Below are 17,293 nucleotides of genomic sequence, written 5' to 3' on the forward strand. Positions count from 1 at the left end.
GTGGGATCGTGGAACCTTCGCTGGTTCGATGTGAACGACTCGAGTGCCGGAGCGAAGAGCGGCTGCCGGGGTCCGGGACAACCTCGTACCGGATCCGTCGGCCGAGAGTGTGAGGGAGTGCGATGTTCGAAAGGTTCACCGATCGCGCGCGGCGCGTCGTTGTCCTGGCTCAGGAAGAAGCCAGGATGCTCAACCACAACTACATCGGCACGGAGCACATCCTCCTGGGCCTCATCCACGAGGGTGAGGGCGTGGCGGCGAAGTCGCTCGAGTCGTTGGGGATCTCCCTGGAAGGTGTCCGCAGTCAGGTCGAGGAGATCATCGGCCAGGGACAGCAGGCCCCGTCCGGGCACATTCCGTTCACTCCCCGTGCCAAGAAGGTGCTCGAGCTCAGCCTCCGTGAGGCGCTGCAGCTCGGTCACAACTACATCGGTACCGAGCACATCCTCCTGGGCCTCATCCGTGAAGGCGAAGGTGTGGCAGCTCAGGTGCTCGTGAAGCTCGGCGCCGACCTGAACCGCGTTCGCCAGCAGGTCATCCAGCTGCTCTCGGGTTACCAGGGCAAGGAGCCGCAGGAGGCCGGCACCAGCCGCGGCGAGGCCGGCACCCCGTCGACGTCGCTCGTGCTCGACCAGTTCGGCCGGAACCTCACGCAGGCCGCTCTCGAAGGCAAGCTCGATCCGGTCATCGGTCGTGCGAAGGAAATCGAGCGGGTCATGCAGGTGCTGTCCCGCCGCACCAAGAACAACCCGGTGCTCATCGGTGAGCCCGGCGTCGGCAAGACCGCCGTGGTCGAGGGCCTGGCTCAGGCGATCGTCAACGGCGAGGTTCCGGAAACCCTCAAGGACAAGCAGCTCTACACGCTCGATCTGGGTTCTCTCGTCGCAGGCAGCCGGTACCGCGGCGACTTCGAGGAACGACTCAAGAAGGTCCTCAAGGAGATCAACAGCCGCGGCGACATCATCCTGTTCATCGACGAGCTGCATACGCTCGTCGGCGCGGGTGCAGCAGAAGGCGCGATCGACGCCGCGTCGATCCTCAAGCCGAAGCTCGCTCGCGGTGAACTGCAGACGATCGGCGCGACCACTCTCGACGAGTACCGGAAGTACATCGAGAAGGACGCGGCGCTCGAGCGTCGCTTCCAGCCCGTCCAGGTCGGCGAGCCGACGGTCGAGCACACCATCGAGATCCTCAAGGGGCTGCGCGACCGCTACGAGGCGCACCACCGTGTGTCGATCTCGGACAAGGCGCTCGTGGCTGCGGCGACTCTCGCCGACCGCTACATCAACGACCGCTTCCTGCCGGACAAGGCGATCGACCTCATCGATGAGGCCGGTGCCCGGATGCGCATCCGCCGGATGACCGCGCCGCCGGACCTGCGCGAGTTCGACGACAAGATCGCCGATGCGCGCCGCGAGAAGGAATCGGCGATCGACGCGCAGGACTTCGAGAAGGCCGCGAGCCTGCGCGACAAGGAGAAGCAGCTCGTCGCACAGCGCTCCGAGCGCGAGAAGCAGTGGCGTGCAGGCGATCTTGATGTCGTGGCTGAGGTCGACGAAGAGCAGATCGCCGAGGTGCTCGCGAACTGGACCGGCATTCCCGTGTTCAAGCTCACCGAGGAGGAGACCACCCGTCTTCTCCGTATGGAGGAAGAGCTGCACAAGCGGATCATCGGCCAGGAGGACGCCGTCAAGGCGGTCGCGAAGGCCATCCGTCGTACGCGTGCCGGCCTCAAGGATCCGAAGCGGCCGTCCGGCTCGTTCATCTTCGCCGGTCCGTCCGGTGTCGGTAAGACCGAGCTGTCCAAGGCGCTCGCGAACTTCCTGTTCGGCGAGGACGACGCGCTCATCCAGATCGACATGGGCGAGTTCCACGACCGATTCACCGCGTCGCGCCTGTTCGGTGCGCCTCCCGGATACGTCGGATACGAAGAGGGCGGCCAGCTCACCGAGAAGGTCCGCCGCAAGCCGTTCTCCGTTGTGCTGTTCGACGAGATCGAGAAGGCACACCAGGAGATCTACAACACACTCCTGCAGGTCCTCGAAGACGGTCGCCTGACCGACGGTCAGGGCCGCACGGTGGACTTCAAGAACACAGTGCTGATCTTCACGTCGAACCTCGGTACGTCGGACATCTCGAAGGCAGTCGGCCTGGGCTTCAGCTCCGGCAAGGGAGACCAGTCGAACTACGAGCGGATGAAGAACAAGGTCAACGACGAGCTGAAGAAGCACTTCCGCCCGGAGTTCCTCAACCGTATCGACGACATCATCGTGTTCCACCAGCTCACGCAGGAACAGATCATCGAGATGGTCGACCTGATGATCGGTCGTGTCGAGACCCAGCTCAAGAACAAGGACATGGGGATCGAACTCACCGAGAAGGCGAAGTCTCTGCTGGCCAAGCGCGGATTCGATCCGGTGCTCGGTGCCCGCCCGCTGCGTCGCACCATCCAGCGCGAGATCGAGGATCAACTCTCCGAGAAGATCCTCTTCGGCGAGATCGGCGCAGGCCACATCGTCCTGGTCGACGTCGAGGGCTGGGACGGTGAAGGTTCCGGTGAGAACGCGAGGTTCACCTTCGCGGCGAGTGAGAAGCCGGCCGAGGTGCCCGACACCCCGGCAGTAGCGCTCGCGAAGAGCGGCGAGGGCGAAGCGGAAGCCCAGTAACAACGCGCGTAGACGCCGAGGGGCGGCACTCCGGATGGAGTGCCGCCCCTCGGCGTTGCAGATTGCTGGGCAGCTGGTTCAGGCGTCAGTTCTTCCACGTGGCGGTCGGTCGTCCGGACCAGTTGGCGAGGCGTTCGGTGGCTCCCGCGGCAGGAGTGGGTTCCACCACCGGTCCGAATGGGACAGGCCCTCCCCGCGGGGTCTCGGGGAGTGCACGCTGCATGATGCCGAGTGCTGCGTCGGCCAGGGCCGGGTCGGCCTCCGCCGGTTGACCTGTTGCTGCCGCCAGGTCCCAACCGTGCACGAGTGCTTCGTTGAGCGCGATGAGGACCGCGGCGCGCCCGGGAAAGGTGCCCCAGGGAGCGCTGACTTCCGTGTCGAGCATCGCGTCGTCGTTCCACACCTCCCAGTAGCGGTCGGCGCTCGTGCGCAGCGCGGAGACCCATCTGTCATCCGGTTCGGTGACGACTTCGGGCACGGTCGCAGGGTCGCCGCATGCTCCGATGAGACGACCTTTCTCGACGGTGGAGACGAGATGCCCGATGAGCGAACGCACGTCGAATTCAGGGCACGGGGTGGGGTCGGTGAACTGGGCGGGCCGGACTCCGTCGATGAGTCCGGCCACCCAGTCGAGGGCGTCACGGAACAGGGGGCGCGGGTCTGTCTGCGTCGTTGTCATGACACCCAGCATGGGCCCGAAACACGTCACCCTCTGTCATGTATTCCGGACCGATTCCGAGGAGATCATCCCGCGGTCACGGAATCCTTGTGTTTGGCTTCGTAGAGCTTCGCCCACTCGGCGCGGGACCGGATCGAGGTGTCGACGTCGGTCGCCGTGGCCCGCAACGCTCCGACGGTCGCGTCCTCGCGCTTGATCTTCGCGAACGGGTCCCAGTTGAAGAAACGGCAGGAGTTCTGCCAGGTGATCTTGTCGATCTCGGCGTCGGTCGCTCCCGCGGCCTCCAGCTCGCCGAGTACCTTCTCCGGCGCATCGGGCCAGAAGCAATCGGAGTGGGGGTAGTCGCACTCCCACGCGATGATGTCGATGCCGATTTCGTGACGCAGCTTGAGTGCGGTGGGGTCGGTGACGTAGCAGGCGAGCGAGTGCTCCTTGAAGACCTCGCTGGGAAGTTTGCCGCCGAAGTCGCGACGGAGCCAGCGTTGATTGGTGTAGTGCCGGTCGCAGCGGTCGAGGAAGAAGGGTATCCAGCCGATGCCGCCTTCGGAGAAGGCGAACTTGAGGTCCGGGTAGGAACGCATGGCCGGGCCCCACAGGAGATCCTGCGCCGCGATGGCGGAGATCTGGGTGGCGAGCACGATCAGGTTGTCGATGGGCGCATCCTTCGCCATCGAGATCGCGCCGAACCCCGAACCGATATGCAGGCACATCACGACGCCCTCGTCGGACAGGGTCTGGAACACCGGGCCCCAGTAGTCGATGTCGTGGTAGCTGGGAAGTCCCTCGAGGTGGGGGAGTTCGGGCATGGTTACGGCGCGACAGCCCTTGGCTGCGACGCGTCGGATCTCGTCGCACATCGCAGGCACGTTCCACGTGGGCAGGAGGGCGAGCGGCAGGAACCGATCGGGGTAGGCACCGCACCATTCGTCGATGTGCCAGTCGTTGTAGGCCTGCACCATCACGACGGTCACCTCGGCCTGGTGCTGGTTCAGGTGGCGTGCAGAGAAACCGGTGAACGTGGGAAAGCACATGGAACCGACGATGCCGTTGCGGTCCATGTCGCGTACGCGCTCGTGGATGTCGTACACGCCGGGGCGCATCTCGGCGAACCGCGCGGGATCGCGACCCCATTCTTCTGCGGGCCACGAGACCACCGCGTTGAGTCCGCTGACCCCGGTCGGTTTTCCCTGGTAGACCCACTGGTCGACACCTTGCTCGGTGACGATGACCTTGGGTGCTTCGTCCCGGTACTTGGCCGGAACGTGGCGGGCGAACATGTCGGGTGGTTCGACCACGTGGTCATCGATGCTCACGAGAATCATGTCGTCGAGTTGCATATTCACTCCTGGGTGCTGCTCATCACATAGGGGTTACTCCTGTTGTACCGTTCATAGGCATGACCGTCTCTACGCAATCGGCCATGCATCGTGCAGGATCGGACAACCTCAAGAGTCTGCGTCGCAGTGCGGCGATAACCGCCGGAAGTTACCTCTACGAGGGCGGGAGCCTCGTGACGGACTGGCACAGCCACGATATGCACCAGATCGAGTACGCCGTCGGTGGCGTGGTCGAAGTGGAGACCGCGACCACCCACTACCTGCTGCCACCTCAGCAGGCGGTGTGGATACCGGCGGGACTGCGCCACCAGGCGACCATGAGCCCCAGGGTCCGCTCGATCGCCGTGATGTTCGATCCGGAACTGGTGCGATTCCACGGTGAACGCGCCGCTGTCCTCGACGTCTCGCCGCTCATCCGGGAGATGATCATCTACGCGCAGCGATGGCCCGTCGGCAGATTGTCCGACGACACCGCGGCAGAGCGCTTCTTCGCGACCCTGGGCGGTCTCGTCCTCGACGCGATCGACTCCGACGAAGCGCTCCTCAGCCTTCCGATGTCGGATCATCCCGTCGTGCACGAGGCAATGGCGTTCACGAAGGCGAATCTCCACGACGTCACCATCGGCGAGGTCGGCCGCGCGGTGTCGGTATCGGATCGCACCTTGCGCCGGTTGTTCGACGAGCACGTGGGGATGTCGTGGCGCACCTATCTGCTCCAGGCCCGGATGTTGCGCGCGATGGCGCTCCTCGCCTCGCCCGAGCAATCGGTGCAGGAAACCGCCCGCGCCGTCGGGTTCGACAACGGAAGCTCGTTCGCTCGGGCATTCAGCGACTTCTGCGGACAGTCCCCGTCGTCGTACCGGCACCGCAGCGCAATCGAACGGTCCTGACCTAGAGAAGCAATCACGACACTTCGTGTCGGGTTTCGGTGCCATGATTCGGTGATGCGCGCTGAACGGCTGCTCTCGCTGGTGTTGATGCTCAGAAATCGGGGCCGGATGACCGCCCCGGCCATCGCCCGCGAACTCGAAGTCTCGGTGCGGACCGTCCTGCGCGACGTCGAGGCGCTGTCGTCGGCCGGAATTCCGGTGTATGCGGAACGCGGCCGTGACGGAGGCTTCGCGTTGCTGCCCGGCTTCACCACCGACCTCACCGGGTTGACTATCGACGAGGCGACAGCGCTGCTCGCCGCGAGCGCTTCCACCGATACTGCGGCCCTCGGCATGGCGCCTGCGTTCGCCGCCGCGATGCGGAAGGTCACCGACGCGTTGCCCGAAGCAGGGCGCACGGCAGCCATCCGGGCATCGGAACGGATTCTGGTCACCGGCTCCGGATGGATCACGGATTCATCGGTCGATCCCCACCTCGGCGCGGTGCAGCAAGCTGTGTTCGACGGCGTACGCCTACGGATCCGGTATCGCCCGCGCGACCGCGACGCCGGGTGGCGGACCGTCGACCCGGTCGGTGTCGTCAGCGCCGCCGGTCGGTGGTACCTGGTGGCCTTGCACCGCGGCGACGAACGCACCTACCGGCTCTCGCGTATCGATGAGGTGAAAGTGCTCGACGTCAAGGCCGAGCGACCGGACGATGTCGATCTCGCCGAGATCTGGCAGCGCAGGCGGGCTCGATTCCGCGCGGGTATGCCCACCATCTCCGCGACCGTGAAGGTGCGCGAGAGTCGCCGAGACGAACTCGCTGCGGTCGCGATCTCGGTGGCCGAACGCCCTGCGGACGACGAACGGTGGTGTCTCGCCGAGGTCGAGTTCGGGAGTTCGGGCCACGCAGGAGCGGTGATGTGGCAACTCGGTGACGACGCCGAACTTCTGGCACCGCAGGCGCTGCGCGACGAGATCCGCATGCAGGCGCTGAAGCTTTCGGCTCGCCACCGATGATCGGGCAGTGAAGCTTCCGCCGATTGTCCGAGAACCGGAGACTGTGGCGCACGAATCGGCGTAGGTTCGGGCCAGAGTGTTTGAATCGGGCCGGATGGAGGGAGTAGCAATGCCGACACGGAGTGCACGGACCGCATGGAACGGTGGACTCGAGGACGGGTCGGGCCAGGTCGAACTGACCAGCTCGGGACGCGGGACATTCGATGTGTCGTTCCCGAAGCGATCGGCGGAGAACGCCGACGGTGCGACGAGCCCGGAAGAACTGATCGCCGCGGCCCACTCGACGTGTTTTGCGATGCAGTTGTCCGCGGTGATCGCCGAATCCGGGGGCACCCCGCAGAGTCTCGAGGTCAAAGCCGACGTGTCGCTCGGCCCGCACCCCGAGGTGGGGTTCCGGCTCACCGGAATCAAGCTGACCGTCCGAGGTGAAGTCGACGGCCTCGACGCCGCAGGCTTCGAGAAGGCCGCGCAGACAGCGAAAGAGATCTGCCCGGTGAGCCGCGCGCTGACGGGTGTCGAGATCACGCTCGACGCGGCACTCGAATCCTGACCCTGCGCCGCTGCCGAGAATCGGCGTCTCTCGGCGGCGGTGCAACGTCCGTTCGAAGGGGGAGCCGGAGTCGCGCGACGTCGAGCTTCGCGGATCGGGAACAATCCGCGGCAGCCTCGCCGTTGTTCGACTCGTGAACGTACCTGCCGATACAACCCTTCCCGCCGCCCAAATCGAGATCTGGTCGGATATTGCCTGCCCGTGGTGCTACATCGGCAAGCGCCGATTTTCCGCAGCCCTCGCTGATTTCCCGCAGCGCGACCGGGTCACGGTGACGTGGCGGTCGTATCAGCTCGCACCCGAGACGCCCGCGGGCCTGAGGAAGCCCGAGATCGAGGCGCTGGTCGAGATGAAGGGCATGCCCGCCGAACAGGTTCGGCACATGTTCGCCCAGGTGTCCGCCACTGCTGCGCAGGTCGGGCTGGACATCGAATTCGACACGGTGATCGCGGCGAACACCTTCGACGCACACCGTCTGGTGCACCTCGCCGGCGACAAGCGTGACGAACTGCTCGAGGCACTGTTCCGTGCGCATTTCGTCGACGGCAAGGTTGTGGACGATCGTGAGGAGCTGGTGCGTATCGCCGTGTCGGTGGGACTGGATGCGGATGAGATCCGCACCGATCTCGAGTCCGACGCTGCTGCCGATGCCGTCCGCGCCGACCTCCTGGAGGCCCGGAAGCTCGGTGTCACCGGAGTCCCGTTCTTCGTCGCCGACCGCGCGGTCGCGGTGTCGGGAGCTCAGACGAAGGACGTGTTTCTCGCATTGCTGGAACGCGCGATTTCCGACGCAGACAGTGCTGAGCCCGTCGTAGATCCGGTTGCCGATGACGCTGACGGATGCGCGGGAGACAGCTGCGAGGTGTGAACGTAGGTCACATCGACCGGAGGATCCTTGCGGTCGAGGCGTCCGCGGGGAAGAACGTCTCGATCGCGATCTCGTCGAGTGTCACATCGTGCGGGGACCCGAACACCGTCGTCGTATAGAGCAGGGCGAGATCGCCGTGAGCCGTGGCGAACACGAGAGGCATCGCGAGATCGTTCGGCACCGTGTCGTCGTCCCGCTGGCCTTCCGGAACCGGATACTCCGCGAGTTCATCGCGCAACTGCGTGAGCTCCGGCATCGCGGTGTGCGAGAGTTGGCGCTCGACTCTCCGGAGGACGTGGGCTCGCCACGGCACGAAGTTGCGGATCGCCGGCGCCAGGCCCTCTGGGTGGAGCGTCGCCCGAAGGATGTTGGCGGGCGGTTCGAGTAGATGGGGCGCGATGCCCGTGAGCAGGCCGTTCGCAGGTCCGTTCGCCGCGAGTAGTTCCCAGCGTGCGTTCACCGCCATCGCCGGATTCGGCTCGTGTCCCCTGAGGACCGCCTCGACCGCATCTCGCGCGGCCCCCAGATCCTCGAGCGGATGCTCGGGATGGGCAGGCGCGTAACCTGCCGCGAGGTACAGCCGATTGCGCTCTCGGAGCGGGATCCCGAGCTCTTCCGACAATCGTTCGATCACACCGCGGCCGGGGACGGATCGACCGGTCTCGACGTAGCTGAGGTGCCGGGTCGACAGGTCTGCAGCGATCGACAGTTCGAGTTGGGAGCGGCCGCGTTGCTCACGCCACGACTTCAGAAGCAGTCCGACACCGTCTGTCCGTGTGGCGGGGCCTGTACGTGTGGCGGGGCCTGTACGTGTTGCGGGGTGGTCGGCCATGTCTCCACGATCCGCGACCGCGTGCGGTGCAGCAATGACCTCCGACGTCATCGACTTGCGGCCTCCGGATGGATCAGGCTCGATTCGGTCGCAGTACTTCGCGGCCACGATTCCGACAGGAGGATGACATGACCGACACGACGAACTTCGAAGGAACCGACGTTGCGGCCGCGATCGAGCGGTACGTGCGGTTCTGGAATTCCGGCGACGACGAATCGCTCACCCGCGACACGTGGTCCGACGACGTCGAATACTGCGCACCAGTGGGGGTACTCGGCGGTCCGGCCGCGCTCGTCGACTTCCGGAAGCAATTCGGTGAACACATGAGGGGCTACGAATACAGACTTCGCGGTGAGCCCGATGTCCATCACGATCGGGCGCGGGTGATCTGGGAGCTGATCACCCCCGATGCGGACCCGTTCGCGACAGGAACCGACATTCTCGTCGTGGACGACCGGGGCCGGGTACGCGGTGTGACGGCGTTTCTGGACCGCCCTCCGGACGGTTTCGATCCGCACGCTCACCACTGATCGTCGGCGATCCCGTCGAGACACTGATCGTCGGCGATCCCGTCGAGATAGCGCTGCGTGATACGGCGTTGCACCAGGCGACCGAGCGGGCCCGCGAGCCGGGTGTACCAGCGTGCAGGGCGGGAGAACGCAGTGATCCGAGCAGTGACGTTGCCGTCGATGCCACGTTCGACGAGGAAAGTCTCCTCGCCGCTCTCTGGATGCCCGGTCAACGTGCCGTACGAGAAACCGCGACGACCGGGCTCGTCGATGACGTCGACCACCCGGCACCACGCTGTCGCACGGATGGGCCCGATGCCCCATTCGAGGCGTATGTCGAGTCCGGGAGTGGGATGCGGGGTGCCTTGCGCCACCCGGATACCGGCGGCGCGGTGCATCTGCCAGCCGAACAGCCGGCGGGATGCGGCATCGAAAATCCGGTCGCCGGTGCCCAGTTCACGCACCATCGCCAACGACCGGTAGCCGGCCGGGAAGACATCTTCCCGGCCGGCGCCCACATCGGGATAGTTGAACTCGCGCCCGGATCCGCCGGGCACGGACATCAGGACTTCTTGACGTCGAGGACGACTTCGAACTCGAGCAGCGATGCGCCCGACGCAACGGGCTTCTTGGCCTCGCCCGCGTGCGCGGCTCGAGCGTCGCCGTCACGCCATGCAGCGAAGTCCTCCTCGGTCTCCCACTGGGTGACGACGAAGTAGCGGGTCTCGCCCGCAGTCGGGCGGAGGAGCTGGAATCCGAGGAAGCCCTTGGAATTGTCGACGGTGTGCGCGCGATTGGCGAACCGCTTCTCCAGCTCGGGGCCTGCGCCCTCGGGGATTTCGATTGCGTTGATCTTCACGACTGCCATGCGCGCGAGCCTACTCCGCTACCTTGGGCGATTGTGTTGCACGACGAGGGTGGTAAGGGACGTCCGATCCTGCTGTTGCACGGATTGATGGGGAGCGCGCGCACGTGGCGTACTCACGTGCCGTGGCTACGCGAGCACGGCCACGTCCACACGTTCGATGCGGCGGGGCACGGACGCCCCGCGCCGGCAGAGCTCACCACCGGTGCCTTCGTTGAGGACCTGGCATCCCATCTCGACGCGTTCGACGAGCCGCTCGTCGTCATCGGGCATTCGATGGGCGCGCTGCATGCGTGGTGCCTCGCCGCCGCGCATCCCGACCGTGTGGCGGCACTGGTGCTCGAGGACATGGCCCCGGACTTCCGGGGACGTACGGCAGCGAACTGGGCCGCGATGATCGAGCAGTGGCCGCAGCCGTTCCCCACCGAGCAGGCGGTGGTCGACTTCTTCGGCCCGGTCGCCGGACAGTACTTTCTCGATTCGTTCGACCACCGCGACGACGGCTGGTACCTGCACGGTGAGGTCGCGACGTTCCGGGATATCTCGGAGGAATGGGGCATCCGCGCCTTCTGGGACGAATGGCACTCGATTCGTGTCCCCGCCCTGCTCATCGAGGGCGAGTTCACCATCACCCCCGAAGGGCAGATGCGAAAGATGAGTAGCCGACCCGGCACCGAGTACGTCCGTATCGCCGGTGCCGGGCACCTGGTCCACGACGACAAGCCCGACGAGTATCGCGCGGCGGTCGAGCAGTTTTTGACTACGTTCGACTAGCGCGTGCCTTCTCCGGCGAGAGCGAAGCGTCCGTCGTCGGTCTGTTCGACAAGTCCGTCGAGGAGCAACGAATGCAGGGCCCGATCGCGCTGCCCGGGGTCTGTGAGCCACACCTGATCCAGTGCCGGACGCTCCACCGGAGTGTCGCTGTCGCGGAGGACTGCCATCAGTTTTCCGCGCACTTGACGGTCGGTACCGGCGAACTTCTGCACGCGCCGGGCCGGGCCGTCGTGAGCCGGACGACCGGCCTGGACCCACGCGCATTCGGGGAGCGGGCATCGATCACAGTCAGGGTTCCGCGCTGTGCACACCGTCGCGCCGAGCTCCATCAGGGCAGCAGAGAACGTCGCGGCCCGCGCGCGGGTGCGCGGCAGCAGAATCTCGACGTCTGCGAGGTCCCTTCGCGTGGAAGGGTTCCCGGGCTCCGCCTTGCCGTGGACGGCGCGCGCGACGACGCGGCGCACATTGGTGTCCACCACGGGAACGCGCTGCCCGTATGCGAAACACGCGACTGCTCGCGCCGTGTACGCGCCGATCCCCGGCAGCGACAGCAGGACGTCGACATCCTCGGGGACCCGGTCGTCGTGCTCGGCGGCGAGGACCCCGGCGCACTCGTGCAAGCGCAACGCCCGACGCGGATAACCGAGCTTGCCCCAGGCTCGCAGCACCTCGGCCTGACTCGATGCGGCCATCGCCGACGGGACCGGCCAGCGCCGGACCCACTCCTCCCAGATCGGCGCGACCCGCACGACGGGAGTCTGCTGCAACATGACCTCCGACATGAGGATCTGCCATCCCGTCACGCCCTCGCGGCGCCACGGTAGATCCCGCGCCTGCGCTGCATACCAGCGCAGCAATACGCCAGCATCGACCGGCATTCCCACGTCCTTTCGAAACGTTCTGGGCGGTTGTTTACATAGGTAAAAGTATTCCCGCGTGAAAGTCGAAATCACCGGGGGTGAATACTGTGCATATGCCGAATTCGAACCCCATCTCAGCCTGGAAAGCCCTGACCGAAGGTAACCAGCGCTTCGTCAGTGACACCCCACTGCACCCCAGCCAGGGCATCGACCGCCGAGCAGAACTCGTCAACGGCCAGCACCCCACTGCAGTGCTCTTCGGATGTGGCGACTCCCGCGTCGCGGCCGAGATCATCTTCGACCAGGGCCTCGGCGATATGTTCGTCGTCCGAACTGCGGGTCACGTGATCGACAGCTCCGTGCTGGGCTCGATCGAGTATGCGGTCGACATTCTCAACGTGCCTCTCATCGTCGTGTTGGGACACGACAGCTGTGGTGCTGTCGGCGCGACATTGTCCGCACTCGACGGCGGCGAGGTCCCGTCGGGCTTCATCCGCAGCATCGTCGAGCGGGTCGCACCCTCGATTCTCCTCGGGCGCCGAGAAGGGCTGGGCACCGTCGACGAACTCGAGGCGCGCCACGTCGTGGAAACGGGCAAGGTGCTCACCGAACGCTCGCAGATCATCGCGGACCGTATCGCCGATGGTCGCTGCGCTGTTGTGGGTGTGACGTACAAGCTCGACGACGGTCACGTACAGCTGCAAGGCCACATCGGCGATATCGGTGTGACCTCGGACTGACGCGACACGCCGACGACCATGTGGCCATCGCACGAGCTGACACATACCGTGTGAAGCGTGTTTGAACCCAACGGCCCACTTCCTCCTGAGATCTACTGGCGACGCCGTGTTCTCGCGATCGTCGTCGCGGTGGTCGTGCTGGCCTTGGTCATCTGGGCGGTTCTCGCCTTCACCGGCGGCGATGATCCCGAAACGGAACCCGCGGCCTCCGGGACCACGATGTCCGAGACCACCGCGACCACACCGGACGGATCCGGTGTCGAAGCCGGTGCAGAGACCGGTTCGGACGATAGTGGCTCGGACACTGCCGGATCCGGAAGCTCGAATTCCTCGAACGCGTCCTCGGGGTCGTCCACCCCGTCGGGTGGTGCGGAATCGGATGAGGCGGATCCGGACGCGCCCACGACGCCGGTGTCGGCGTCGACGGCACCCGGGCAGTGTTCCGATCAATCGCTCGCAGTGCGCGTGACGGCGGGCGAGCCGAATTATCAGGTCGGAGCCGAACCCGAGTTCACGATCGTCATCACCAATATCGGGACGTCTTCGTGCGAGCGTGATCTCGGTGCGGGCCTGCAGCAGGTCCTCGTGTACACCCTCGACGGCAACCAGCGGGTGTGGGCGAACACCGACTGTTTCCCCGATTCGACCGCCGACGTGCGGTCGCTCCGTCCCGGCGATCAGGCCGCGTTCTCGGTGCGGTGGTCCGGTACGACGTCCGAACCCGGGTGCGCGACGCCGCGGGAACCGGTCCAGCCGGGCGCATACACGGTCGTCGGGCAGCTCGGTGGTCTGCGCAGCACGCCGGAGCCGTTCAACATGACAGCGTGAAGTGCTGGTCCGTGACGTGCTAGTCGTAGTGATTGATCGACGCCTCGGCCAGGCGTGAGAGACCCTCACGGATGTAGCGAGCCCACAGTGCTCCGATCCCTTCGACGGCCTGAAGGTCCGCGGCGGTCGCCGCGAGCAAACCCTGCAGAGTTCCGAAAGCACCCACCAGCCGGTCGATCTGACGTGCCCTGAGCCTCGGAACACGATTGAGGACGCGGTACCCGCGGGGGCTCATTGCGGTGTCGAGCGCTTCGATGGTGCTCGGATAGCCGAACGCCCGCGCGAGTGTCGTCAGGTCCAGCAGATCGACATCGGTCAGCTCTCCCAACGCATCGAGCGCCTGCTCCACATCGAGGACCGACGGTGACTCCGTTCCCGCCAGGTAGTCCAGCACGAGCAGTTGCCTGGCGAGTTGATTGTCGCCGACGAGCTCTTCGAGTTGCAGTGCGAGCTGTCGCCCGTCCGTTCCGAGCTCGAGCACATCCTGCTCGATCTCCACGGACAGGCGGTGCATCATTTCGAGGCGCTGCGCGACGGTGAGCGCATCGCGCAATGTCACGATGTCTTCGATTTCCACCACCGAGAGCTGGCGAGTGACTTCGTCGAGACGCGCCTTGTACCGCTCGAGCGTCGCGACGGCCTGGTTGGCCCTGGAGAGAATCATCGCGGAATCGTCGATGACATGCCTGCGCCCTTCGACGTACACGCTCACGATGCTCATCGACTGACTCACCGAGACCACGGGGTATCCGGTCTCGATGGCGGTGCGCTCGGCTGCGCGGTGACGGGTACCGGATTCGACCGTGGGGATGCGATGGTCGGGCACGAGCTGCACGTTGGCGCGCACGATCCGGCTGCCGTCGGTGGACACCACGACCGCGCCGTCCATCTTCGACAACTCGCGCAACCGGGTAGGTGCGAATTCGACATCGAGTTCGAAGCCGCCGTCACAGATCGATGCGACGTGCTCGTCGAAGCCGAGCACGATCAGGCCGCCTGTGCGGCCTCGCAGGATGCGTTCGAGGCCGTCTCGCAGAGCTGTACCGGGTGCCAGACGCGCGATTGTCTCGTTCAACGTCGCAGCGTCGGCCGACTCGGTCATGTGCGAAGTCCTCCTGGCTGCGCGTGCGTTTCTCGTCACATTTGTGCAGGCCACGGAAAAGTCGTTGGCGAGCGCGCAACTACATTACTTGCTCATGAGTAGTCTCTGGACCTTGCCCGATGACCTCGTCGTTCCTGATCTTCGCGAGGATCATCCCGGTCCGGGGGCGCCGATACCGCAGCACTGGTCCAGGTGCCTCGGTTGCGGTGACGATCAGCCGACCGGGCTCGCGCTGCAGTGCACGATCGGCGAGGGGCTGTCCGTGAAGGGCCGATTCGAGGTGGCCACCCGCTTCCAGGGCGGGCCGGGGTTCATTCACGGAGGCATCCTCATGACCGCGTTCGACGAAGTCCAGGGTTTCGCATGTAACGCTGTGTTCCGAAAGCCTGTGGTCACCGGGCACATGGGGACCGATTTCAAGCGCCCCATCCCGCTGGGGGCGGTCCTCGAATTCACCGCCCGAGTCGACGGGACGGTGCGTCGCAAGGTGTACACGAGCGCCGAGGTGCGCATCGTCGATGGCCCGCTCGCCGATCCCGACGTGATCGTGGGGAGCTCGCACGGATTGTTCGTGATCGTCGGCCACGAACATTTCGACAAGGGGAAGGATTTCGTCGACGGTTTGCCCGGGGCCGACGACATCTCGTCGATCTGAGGCGTTTCTCAATCGGGGAGCATCGGTACGCCCTCGCTGTGGTCGCGGCCGAGCAGTGTCGCGGACGTCAGTGCCCCGGCTCCGAACCGGCAGTGGACGTGGTCGAGGACCGTGTCGAGGGCGTGCCGGTCGATCGGGCGATGTGTCGCGGTGGTCTCGTTCGAGCCCGGATCGGCCGACGGCACCGGTTCGTCGAAGGGAAGCTCGAGCTGTTCGATGCCCTCGCCGTCCAAGTTCGTCACCGCGACACCGATCAGGGTGAGCCCGCGGTCGGCGATGAGCGGCCGCGCTGATTCGAGCAGGGCACGTGCGGTGTTGCTGAGGACGTCGGTGCGCGCGGTGGGGACGCCGAGCGTGCGCGACCGCGTGGCCCGCGTGTAATCGGCGAAGCGGAGTCCGAGCACCACTGTGCGGCCGATCCGATGGGCGCGGCGCATCCGGGCGGCAACCTTGTCGACGAGTAGCTGCAGTGTGGCGTCGACCGACTCGATGCTGTGGGCTCCTCGGCCGAGTGCGTGCTGGGCGCCCATCGAACGCCGGCGTCGACGGTGAACCGGCCGTGGGTCGTGCCCGGTCGCGAGCGCGTACAGGTGGCGGCCTGTTGCCCGGCCGAGCAGCGAGATGAGGTCGGACTCGGATTCGTTCGCAATATCGGCGACCGATCGAAGTCCGTGCGCATGCAGAGTCGCGGCGGTGACCTTGCCGACGCCCCACAGTCGTTCGACGGGCAAGGGGTGGAGGAAGTCGAGTTCCCCTTCGGGTGGGACGACGAGCAGCCCGTCCGGTTTCGCGACGCCACTCGCGACCTTCGCGAGGAACTTCGTCCGGGCCACACCTACGGTGATCGGCAGGCCGACCTCGGCCATGACCGTCGCGCGCAGGTGTGCCGCGATGTCGGACGGCTCACCCGAGATGCGGCGCAGCCCCGACACGTCGAGGAAGGCCTCGTCGATGGAGACCCCTTCGACGACGGGGGAGACCCGATCGAAGATCGCGAACACCTCCCGCGACGCCTGTGAGTACGCGTCCATGCGCGGCGGTATCGAGATCACGTGCGGGCACAGAGCGCGCGCTGCACGGCCAGGCATGGGTGTCTTGATTCCGTAGGCTTTCGCCTCGTAGCTCGCGGCGAGGACGACCCCACCGCCGACCACCACTGGTTTTCCTCGAAGCCACGGGTCGTCGCGTTGCTCGACCGACGCGTAGAACGCGTCGAGGTCGGCGTGGAGGATCGTTGCACGGGCGGACACGAACATATGTTCGCATGCGAGTCCGACAACCCGATACGGCAGAATTGCCGGCCGGACGGTGTTAGAAACGATCCATGTCTGCCCGCGACCGTGGAGTCCCCGATGTCGTCCTCGAACGCGACGGTGCCGTCACCACGATCGTGCTCAACCGCCCAGACCGCAGAAACGCCGTGGACGGGCCGATGGCCGCGCAGCTCCGCGAGGCCATCGAGACATTCGACGCCGACGAGGACCAACGTGTCGCGGTGCTCTGGGGTGCGGGTGGCCATTTCTGTGCAGGCGCCGACCTCACTGCCGTGGGTGATGTGCAGCGACGTCACGAACTCGACCCGCAGGGCGGCGGCACGGGGCCGATGGGCCCCTCCCGGATGGCGCTGTCCAAACCACTGATCGCGGCGGTGAGTGGATACGCGGTCGCAGGTGGACTGGAACTCGCACTGCTCGCAGACCTGCGGGTGTGCGAATCCGACGCAGTCTTCGGGGTGTTCTGCCGCCGCTGGGGTGTACCGCTCATCGACGGCGGCACGGTGCGACTGCCGCGGATCATCGGGCAGGGAAGAGCGCTCGACATGATCCTCACCGGCCGCGCGGTGGATGCGGCCGAGGCCCTGTCGTTCGGCCTCGCCAACCGGGTCGTCGACGAGGGTACGTCACTCGCTGTAGCGCAGGAGATCGCGCGGCAACTGGCAACGTTTCCGCAGGAATGTATGTCGGTGGACCGGGCGTCGGTCTACCGCTCGTTCGAGCTTCCACTCGACACCGCGTTGCGGGCCGAAGGCGCCCACGGTGTGCCGATCGTCGAGCGGGAGGGCATCGCAGGCGCTTCACGGTTCACGTCGGGAGAAGGAAGACACGGCGCCTTCCGCTAGCCGTGTTTCGAAGCGGG

General features: G+C 65.9%; 19 protein-coding genes. 11 read left to right on the top strand and 8 right to left on the bottom strand.

The genetic code is table 11. The annotated features are described in order from the left end of the window. The first annotated feature begins 122 nt into the window (after nt 1-122). Entirely contained in the window at nt 123-2,666 is a 2,544-nt protein-coding gene (locus HCA61_RS10005) for an ATP-dependent Clp protease ATP-binding subunit (RefSeq protein ID WP_169688050.1), read from the top strand. 85 nt (nt 2,667-2,751) lie between these two features. Here the strand turns inward: HCA61_RS10005 and HCA61_RS10010 are convergent, their stop codons facing one another. Beyond that, complete coding sequence (locus HCA61_RS10010) at nt 2,752-3,345, bottom strand: TIGR03086 family metal-binding protein (RefSeq protein WP_169688051.1); 594 nt, start codon at nt 3,343-3,345, stop codon at nt 2,752-2,754. A 65-nt stretch (nt 3,346-3,410) separates the two neighbouring features. Next, on the bottom strand, nt 3,411-4,682 hold the full coding sequence (locus HCA61_RS10015) for an amidohydrolase family protein (RefSeq protein ID WP_169688052.1): 1,272 nt from the start codon (nt 4,680-4,682) through the stop codon (nt 3,411-3,413). 59 nt (nt 4,683-4,741) lie between these two features. Between HCA61_RS10015 and HCA61_RS10020 the strand changes: the two genes are divergently transcribed. The 4 genes from HCA61_RS10020 to HCA61_RS10035 all read left to right on the top strand — a co-directional run bounded on the left by HCA61_RS10020 (nt 4,742) and on the right by HCA61_RS10035 (nt 7,992). After that, nucleotides 4,742-5,572 carry a helix-turn-helix transcriptional regulator gene (locus HCA61_RS10020; protein WP_169688053.1) on the top strand — a complete coding sequence of 277 codons (831 nt, stop codon included), beginning with the start codon at nt 4,742-4,744 and terminating at the stop codon, nt 5,570-5,572. Nucleotides 5,573-5,626: 54 nt separating this feature from the next. Beyond that, entirely contained in the window at nt 5,627-6,574 is a 948-nt protein-coding gene (locus HCA61_RS10025) for a YafY family protein (RefSeq protein WP_169688054.1), read from the top strand. A gap of 109 nt (nt 6,575-6,683) precedes the next feature. Then, complete coding sequence (locus tag HCA61_RS10030) at nt 6,684-7,124, top strand: OsmC family peroxiredoxin (RefSeq protein WP_169688055.1); 441 nt, start codon at nt 6,684-6,686, stop codon at nt 7,122-7,124. Between the two features lie 133 nt (nt 7,125-7,257). Beyond that, nucleotides 7,258-7,992, top strand: coding sequence for a DsbA family oxidoreductase (locus HCA61_RS10035; protein WP_169688056.1), 735 nt, complete (start codon nt 7,258-7,260; stop codon nt 7,990-7,992). A 7-nt stretch (nt 7,993-7,999) separates the two neighbouring features. Here the strand turns inward: HCA61_RS10035 and HCA61_RS10040 are convergent, their stop codons facing one another. Next, nucleotides 8,000-8,875 (bottom strand): helix-turn-helix transcriptional regulator, encoded by an 876-nt coding sequence (locus HCA61_RS10040; RefSeq protein WP_240959126.1) that lies wholly within the window; start codon nt 8,873-8,875, stop codon nt 8,000-8,002. Between the two features lie 77 nt (nt 8,876-8,952). Between HCA61_RS10040 and HCA61_RS10045 the strand changes: the two genes are divergently transcribed. Further along, nucleotides 8,953-9,354 (top strand): nuclear transport factor 2 family protein, encoded by a 402-nt coding sequence (locus HCA61_RS10045; protein ID WP_169688057.1) that lies wholly within the window; start codon nt 8,953-8,955, stop codon nt 9,352-9,354. Here HCA61_RS10045 and HCA61_RS10050 read toward each other — a convergent pair. Both HCA61_RS10050 and HCA61_RS10055 read right to left on the bottom strand, forming a co-directional pair. Next, nucleotides 9,345-9,896, bottom strand: a complete 552-nt coding sequence (locus HCA61_RS10050) for a DUF1990 domain-containing protein (protein WP_169688058.1) — start codon at nt 9,894-9,896, stop codon at nt 9,345-9,347. The two genes, HCA61_RS10045 and HCA61_RS10050, sit on opposite strands and share 10 nt — an antisense overlap. Further along, the gene (locus HCA61_RS10055; RefSeq protein WP_054713867.1) at nt 9,896-10,201 is read right to left on the bottom strand and encodes an antibiotic biosynthesis monooxygenase; all 306 of its coding nucleotides are present in this window, start codon (nt 10,199-10,201) and stop codon (nt 9,896-9,898) included. Before HCA61_RS10055 ends, HCA61_RS10050 begins: the two co-directional genes overlap by 1 nt. A gap of 33 nt (nt 10,202-10,234) precedes the next feature. Between HCA61_RS10055 and HCA61_RS10060 the strand changes: the two genes are divergently transcribed. After that, nucleotides 10,235-10,972, top strand: coding sequence for an alpha/beta hydrolase (locus HCA61_RS10060; protein WP_169688059.1), 738 nt, complete (start codon nt 10,235-10,237; stop codon nt 10,970-10,972). On the opposite strand, the gene HCA61_RS10065 is transcribed toward HCA61_RS10060, so the two are convergent. After that, a complete protein-coding gene (locus tag HCA61_RS10065) occupies nt 10,969-11,850 on the bottom strand; it encodes an A/G-specific adenine glycosylase (RefSeq protein WP_169688060.1) in 882 nt (293 codons plus the stop codon). The genes HCA61_RS10060 and HCA61_RS10065 overlap by 4 nt on opposite strands. A gap of 95 nt (nt 11,851-11,945) precedes the next feature. On the opposite strand from HCA61_RS10065, the gene HCA61_RS10070 reads away from it, so the two are divergent. Both HCA61_RS10070 and HCA61_RS10075 read left to right on the top strand, forming a co-directional pair. After that, the gene (locus HCA61_RS10070) at nt 11,946-12,572 is read left to right on the top strand and encodes a carbonic anhydrase (RefSeq protein ID WP_169688061.1); all 627 of its coding nucleotides are present in this window, start codon (nt 11,946-11,948) and stop codon (nt 12,570-12,572) included. A 57-nt stretch (nt 12,573-12,629) separates the two neighbouring features. After that, nucleotides 12,630-13,400 carry a hypothetical protein gene (locus tag HCA61_RS10075; RefSeq protein ID WP_169688062.1) on the top strand — a complete coding sequence of 257 codons (771 nt, stop codon included), beginning with the start codon at nt 12,630-12,632 and terminating at the stop codon, nt 13,398-13,400. 19 nt (nt 13,401-13,419) lie between these two features. Here HCA61_RS10075 and disA read toward each other — a convergent pair whose 3' ends face one another. Next, nucleotides 13,420-14,502: a DNA integrity scanning diadenylate cyclase DisA gene (disA, locus tag HCA61_RS10080; RefSeq protein WP_169688063.1), complete on the bottom strand. Its 1,083-nt coding sequence runs from the start codon at nt 14,500-14,502 to the stop codon at nt 13,420-13,422. Between the two features lie 94 nt (nt 14,503-14,596). On the opposite strand from disA, the gene HCA61_RS10085 reads away from it, so the two are divergent. Continuing rightward, nucleotides 14,597-15,157 carry a PaaI family thioesterase gene (locus tag HCA61_RS10085; protein ID WP_169688064.1) on the top strand — a complete coding sequence of 187 codons (561 nt, stop codon included), beginning with the start codon at nt 14,597-14,599 and terminating at the stop codon, nt 15,155-15,157. An 8-nt stretch (nt 15,158-15,165) separates the two neighbouring features. Here the strand turns inward: HCA61_RS10085 and dinB are convergent, their stop codons facing one another. Next, nucleotides 15,166-16,413 (bottom strand): DNA polymerase IV, encoded by a 1,248-nt coding sequence (gene dinB / locus HCA61_RS10090; protein WP_169688065.1) that lies wholly within the window; start codon nt 16,411-16,413, stop codon nt 15,166-15,168. Nucleotides 16,414-16,481: 68 nt separating this feature from the next. Between dinB and HCA61_RS10095 the strand changes: the two genes are divergently transcribed. Next, nucleotides 16,482-17,276, top strand: coding sequence for a crotonase/enoyl-CoA hydratase family protein (locus HCA61_RS10095; RefSeq protein ID WP_169688066.1), 795 nt, complete (start codon nt 16,482-16,484; stop codon nt 17,274-17,276). Nucleotides 17,277-17,293 lie beyond the last annotated feature (17 nt).

This window comes from Rhodococcus sp. HNM0563, assembly GCF_012726195.1.
Lineage (GTDB): Bacteria > Actinomycetota > Actinomycetes > Mycobacteriales > Mycobacteriaceae > Rhodococcus.

Coding starts and splice junctions, on each gene's coding strand:
- HCA61_RS10005 (WP_169688050.1), top strand. CDS start 123: ATGTTCGAAAGGTTCACCGATCGCGCGCGGCGCGTCGTTGTCCTGGCT.
- HCA61_RS10010 (WP_169688051.1), bottom strand. CDS start 3,345: ATGACAACGACGCAGACAGACCCGCGCCCCCTGTTCCGTGACGCCCTC.
- HCA61_RS10015 (WP_169688052.1), bottom strand. CDS start 4,682: ATGCAACTCGACGACATGATTCTCGTGAGCATCGATGACCACGTGGTC.
- HCA61_RS10020 (WP_169688053.1), top strand. CDS start 4,742: ATGACCGTCTCTACGCAATCGGCCATGCATCGTGCAGGATCGGACAAC.
- HCA61_RS10025 (WP_169688054.1), top strand. CDS start 5,627: ATGCGCGCTGAACGGCTGCTCTCGCTGGTGTTGATGCTCAGAAATCGG.
- HCA61_RS10030 (WP_169688055.1), top strand. CDS start 6,684: ATGCCGACACGGAGTGCACGGACCGCATGGAACGGTGGACTCGAGGAC.
- HCA61_RS10040 (WP_240959126.1), bottom strand. CDS start 8,875: ATGACGTCGGAGGTCATTGCTGCACCGCACGCGGTCGCGGATCGTGGA.
- HCA61_RS10045 (WP_169688057.1), top strand. CDS start 8,953: ATGACCGACACGACGAACTTCGAAGGAACCGACGTTGCGGCCGCGATC.
- HCA61_RS10050 (WP_169688058.1), bottom strand. CDS start 9,896: ATGTCCGTGCCCGGCGGATCCGGGCGCGAGTTCAACTATCCCGATGTG.
- HCA61_RS10055 (WP_054713867.1), bottom strand. CDS start 10,201: ATGGCAGTCGTGAAGATCAACGCAATCGAAATCCCCGAGGGCGCAGGC.
- HCA61_RS10065 (WP_169688060.1), bottom strand. CDS start 11,850: ATGCCGGTCGATGCTGGCGTATTGCTGCGCTGGTATGCAGCGCAGGCG.
- HCA61_RS10070 (WP_169688061.1), top strand. CDS start 11,946: ATGCCGAATTCGAACCCCATCTCAGCCTGGAAAGCCCTGACCGAAGGT.
- disA (WP_169688063.1), bottom strand. CDS start 14,502: ATGACCGAGTCGGCCGACGCTGCGACGTTGAACGAGACAATCGCGCGT.
- HCA61_RS10085 (WP_169688064.1), top strand. CDS start 14,597: ATGAGTAGTCTCTGGACCTTGCCCGATGACCTCGTCGTTCCTGATCTT.
- dinB (WP_169688065.1), bottom strand. CDS start 16,413: ATGTTCGTGTCCGCCCGTGCAACGATCCTCCACGCCGACCTCGACGCG.
- HCA61_RS10095 (WP_169688066.1), top strand. CDS start 16,482: ATGTCTGCCCGCGACCGTGGAGTCCCCGATGTCGTCCTCGAACGCGAC.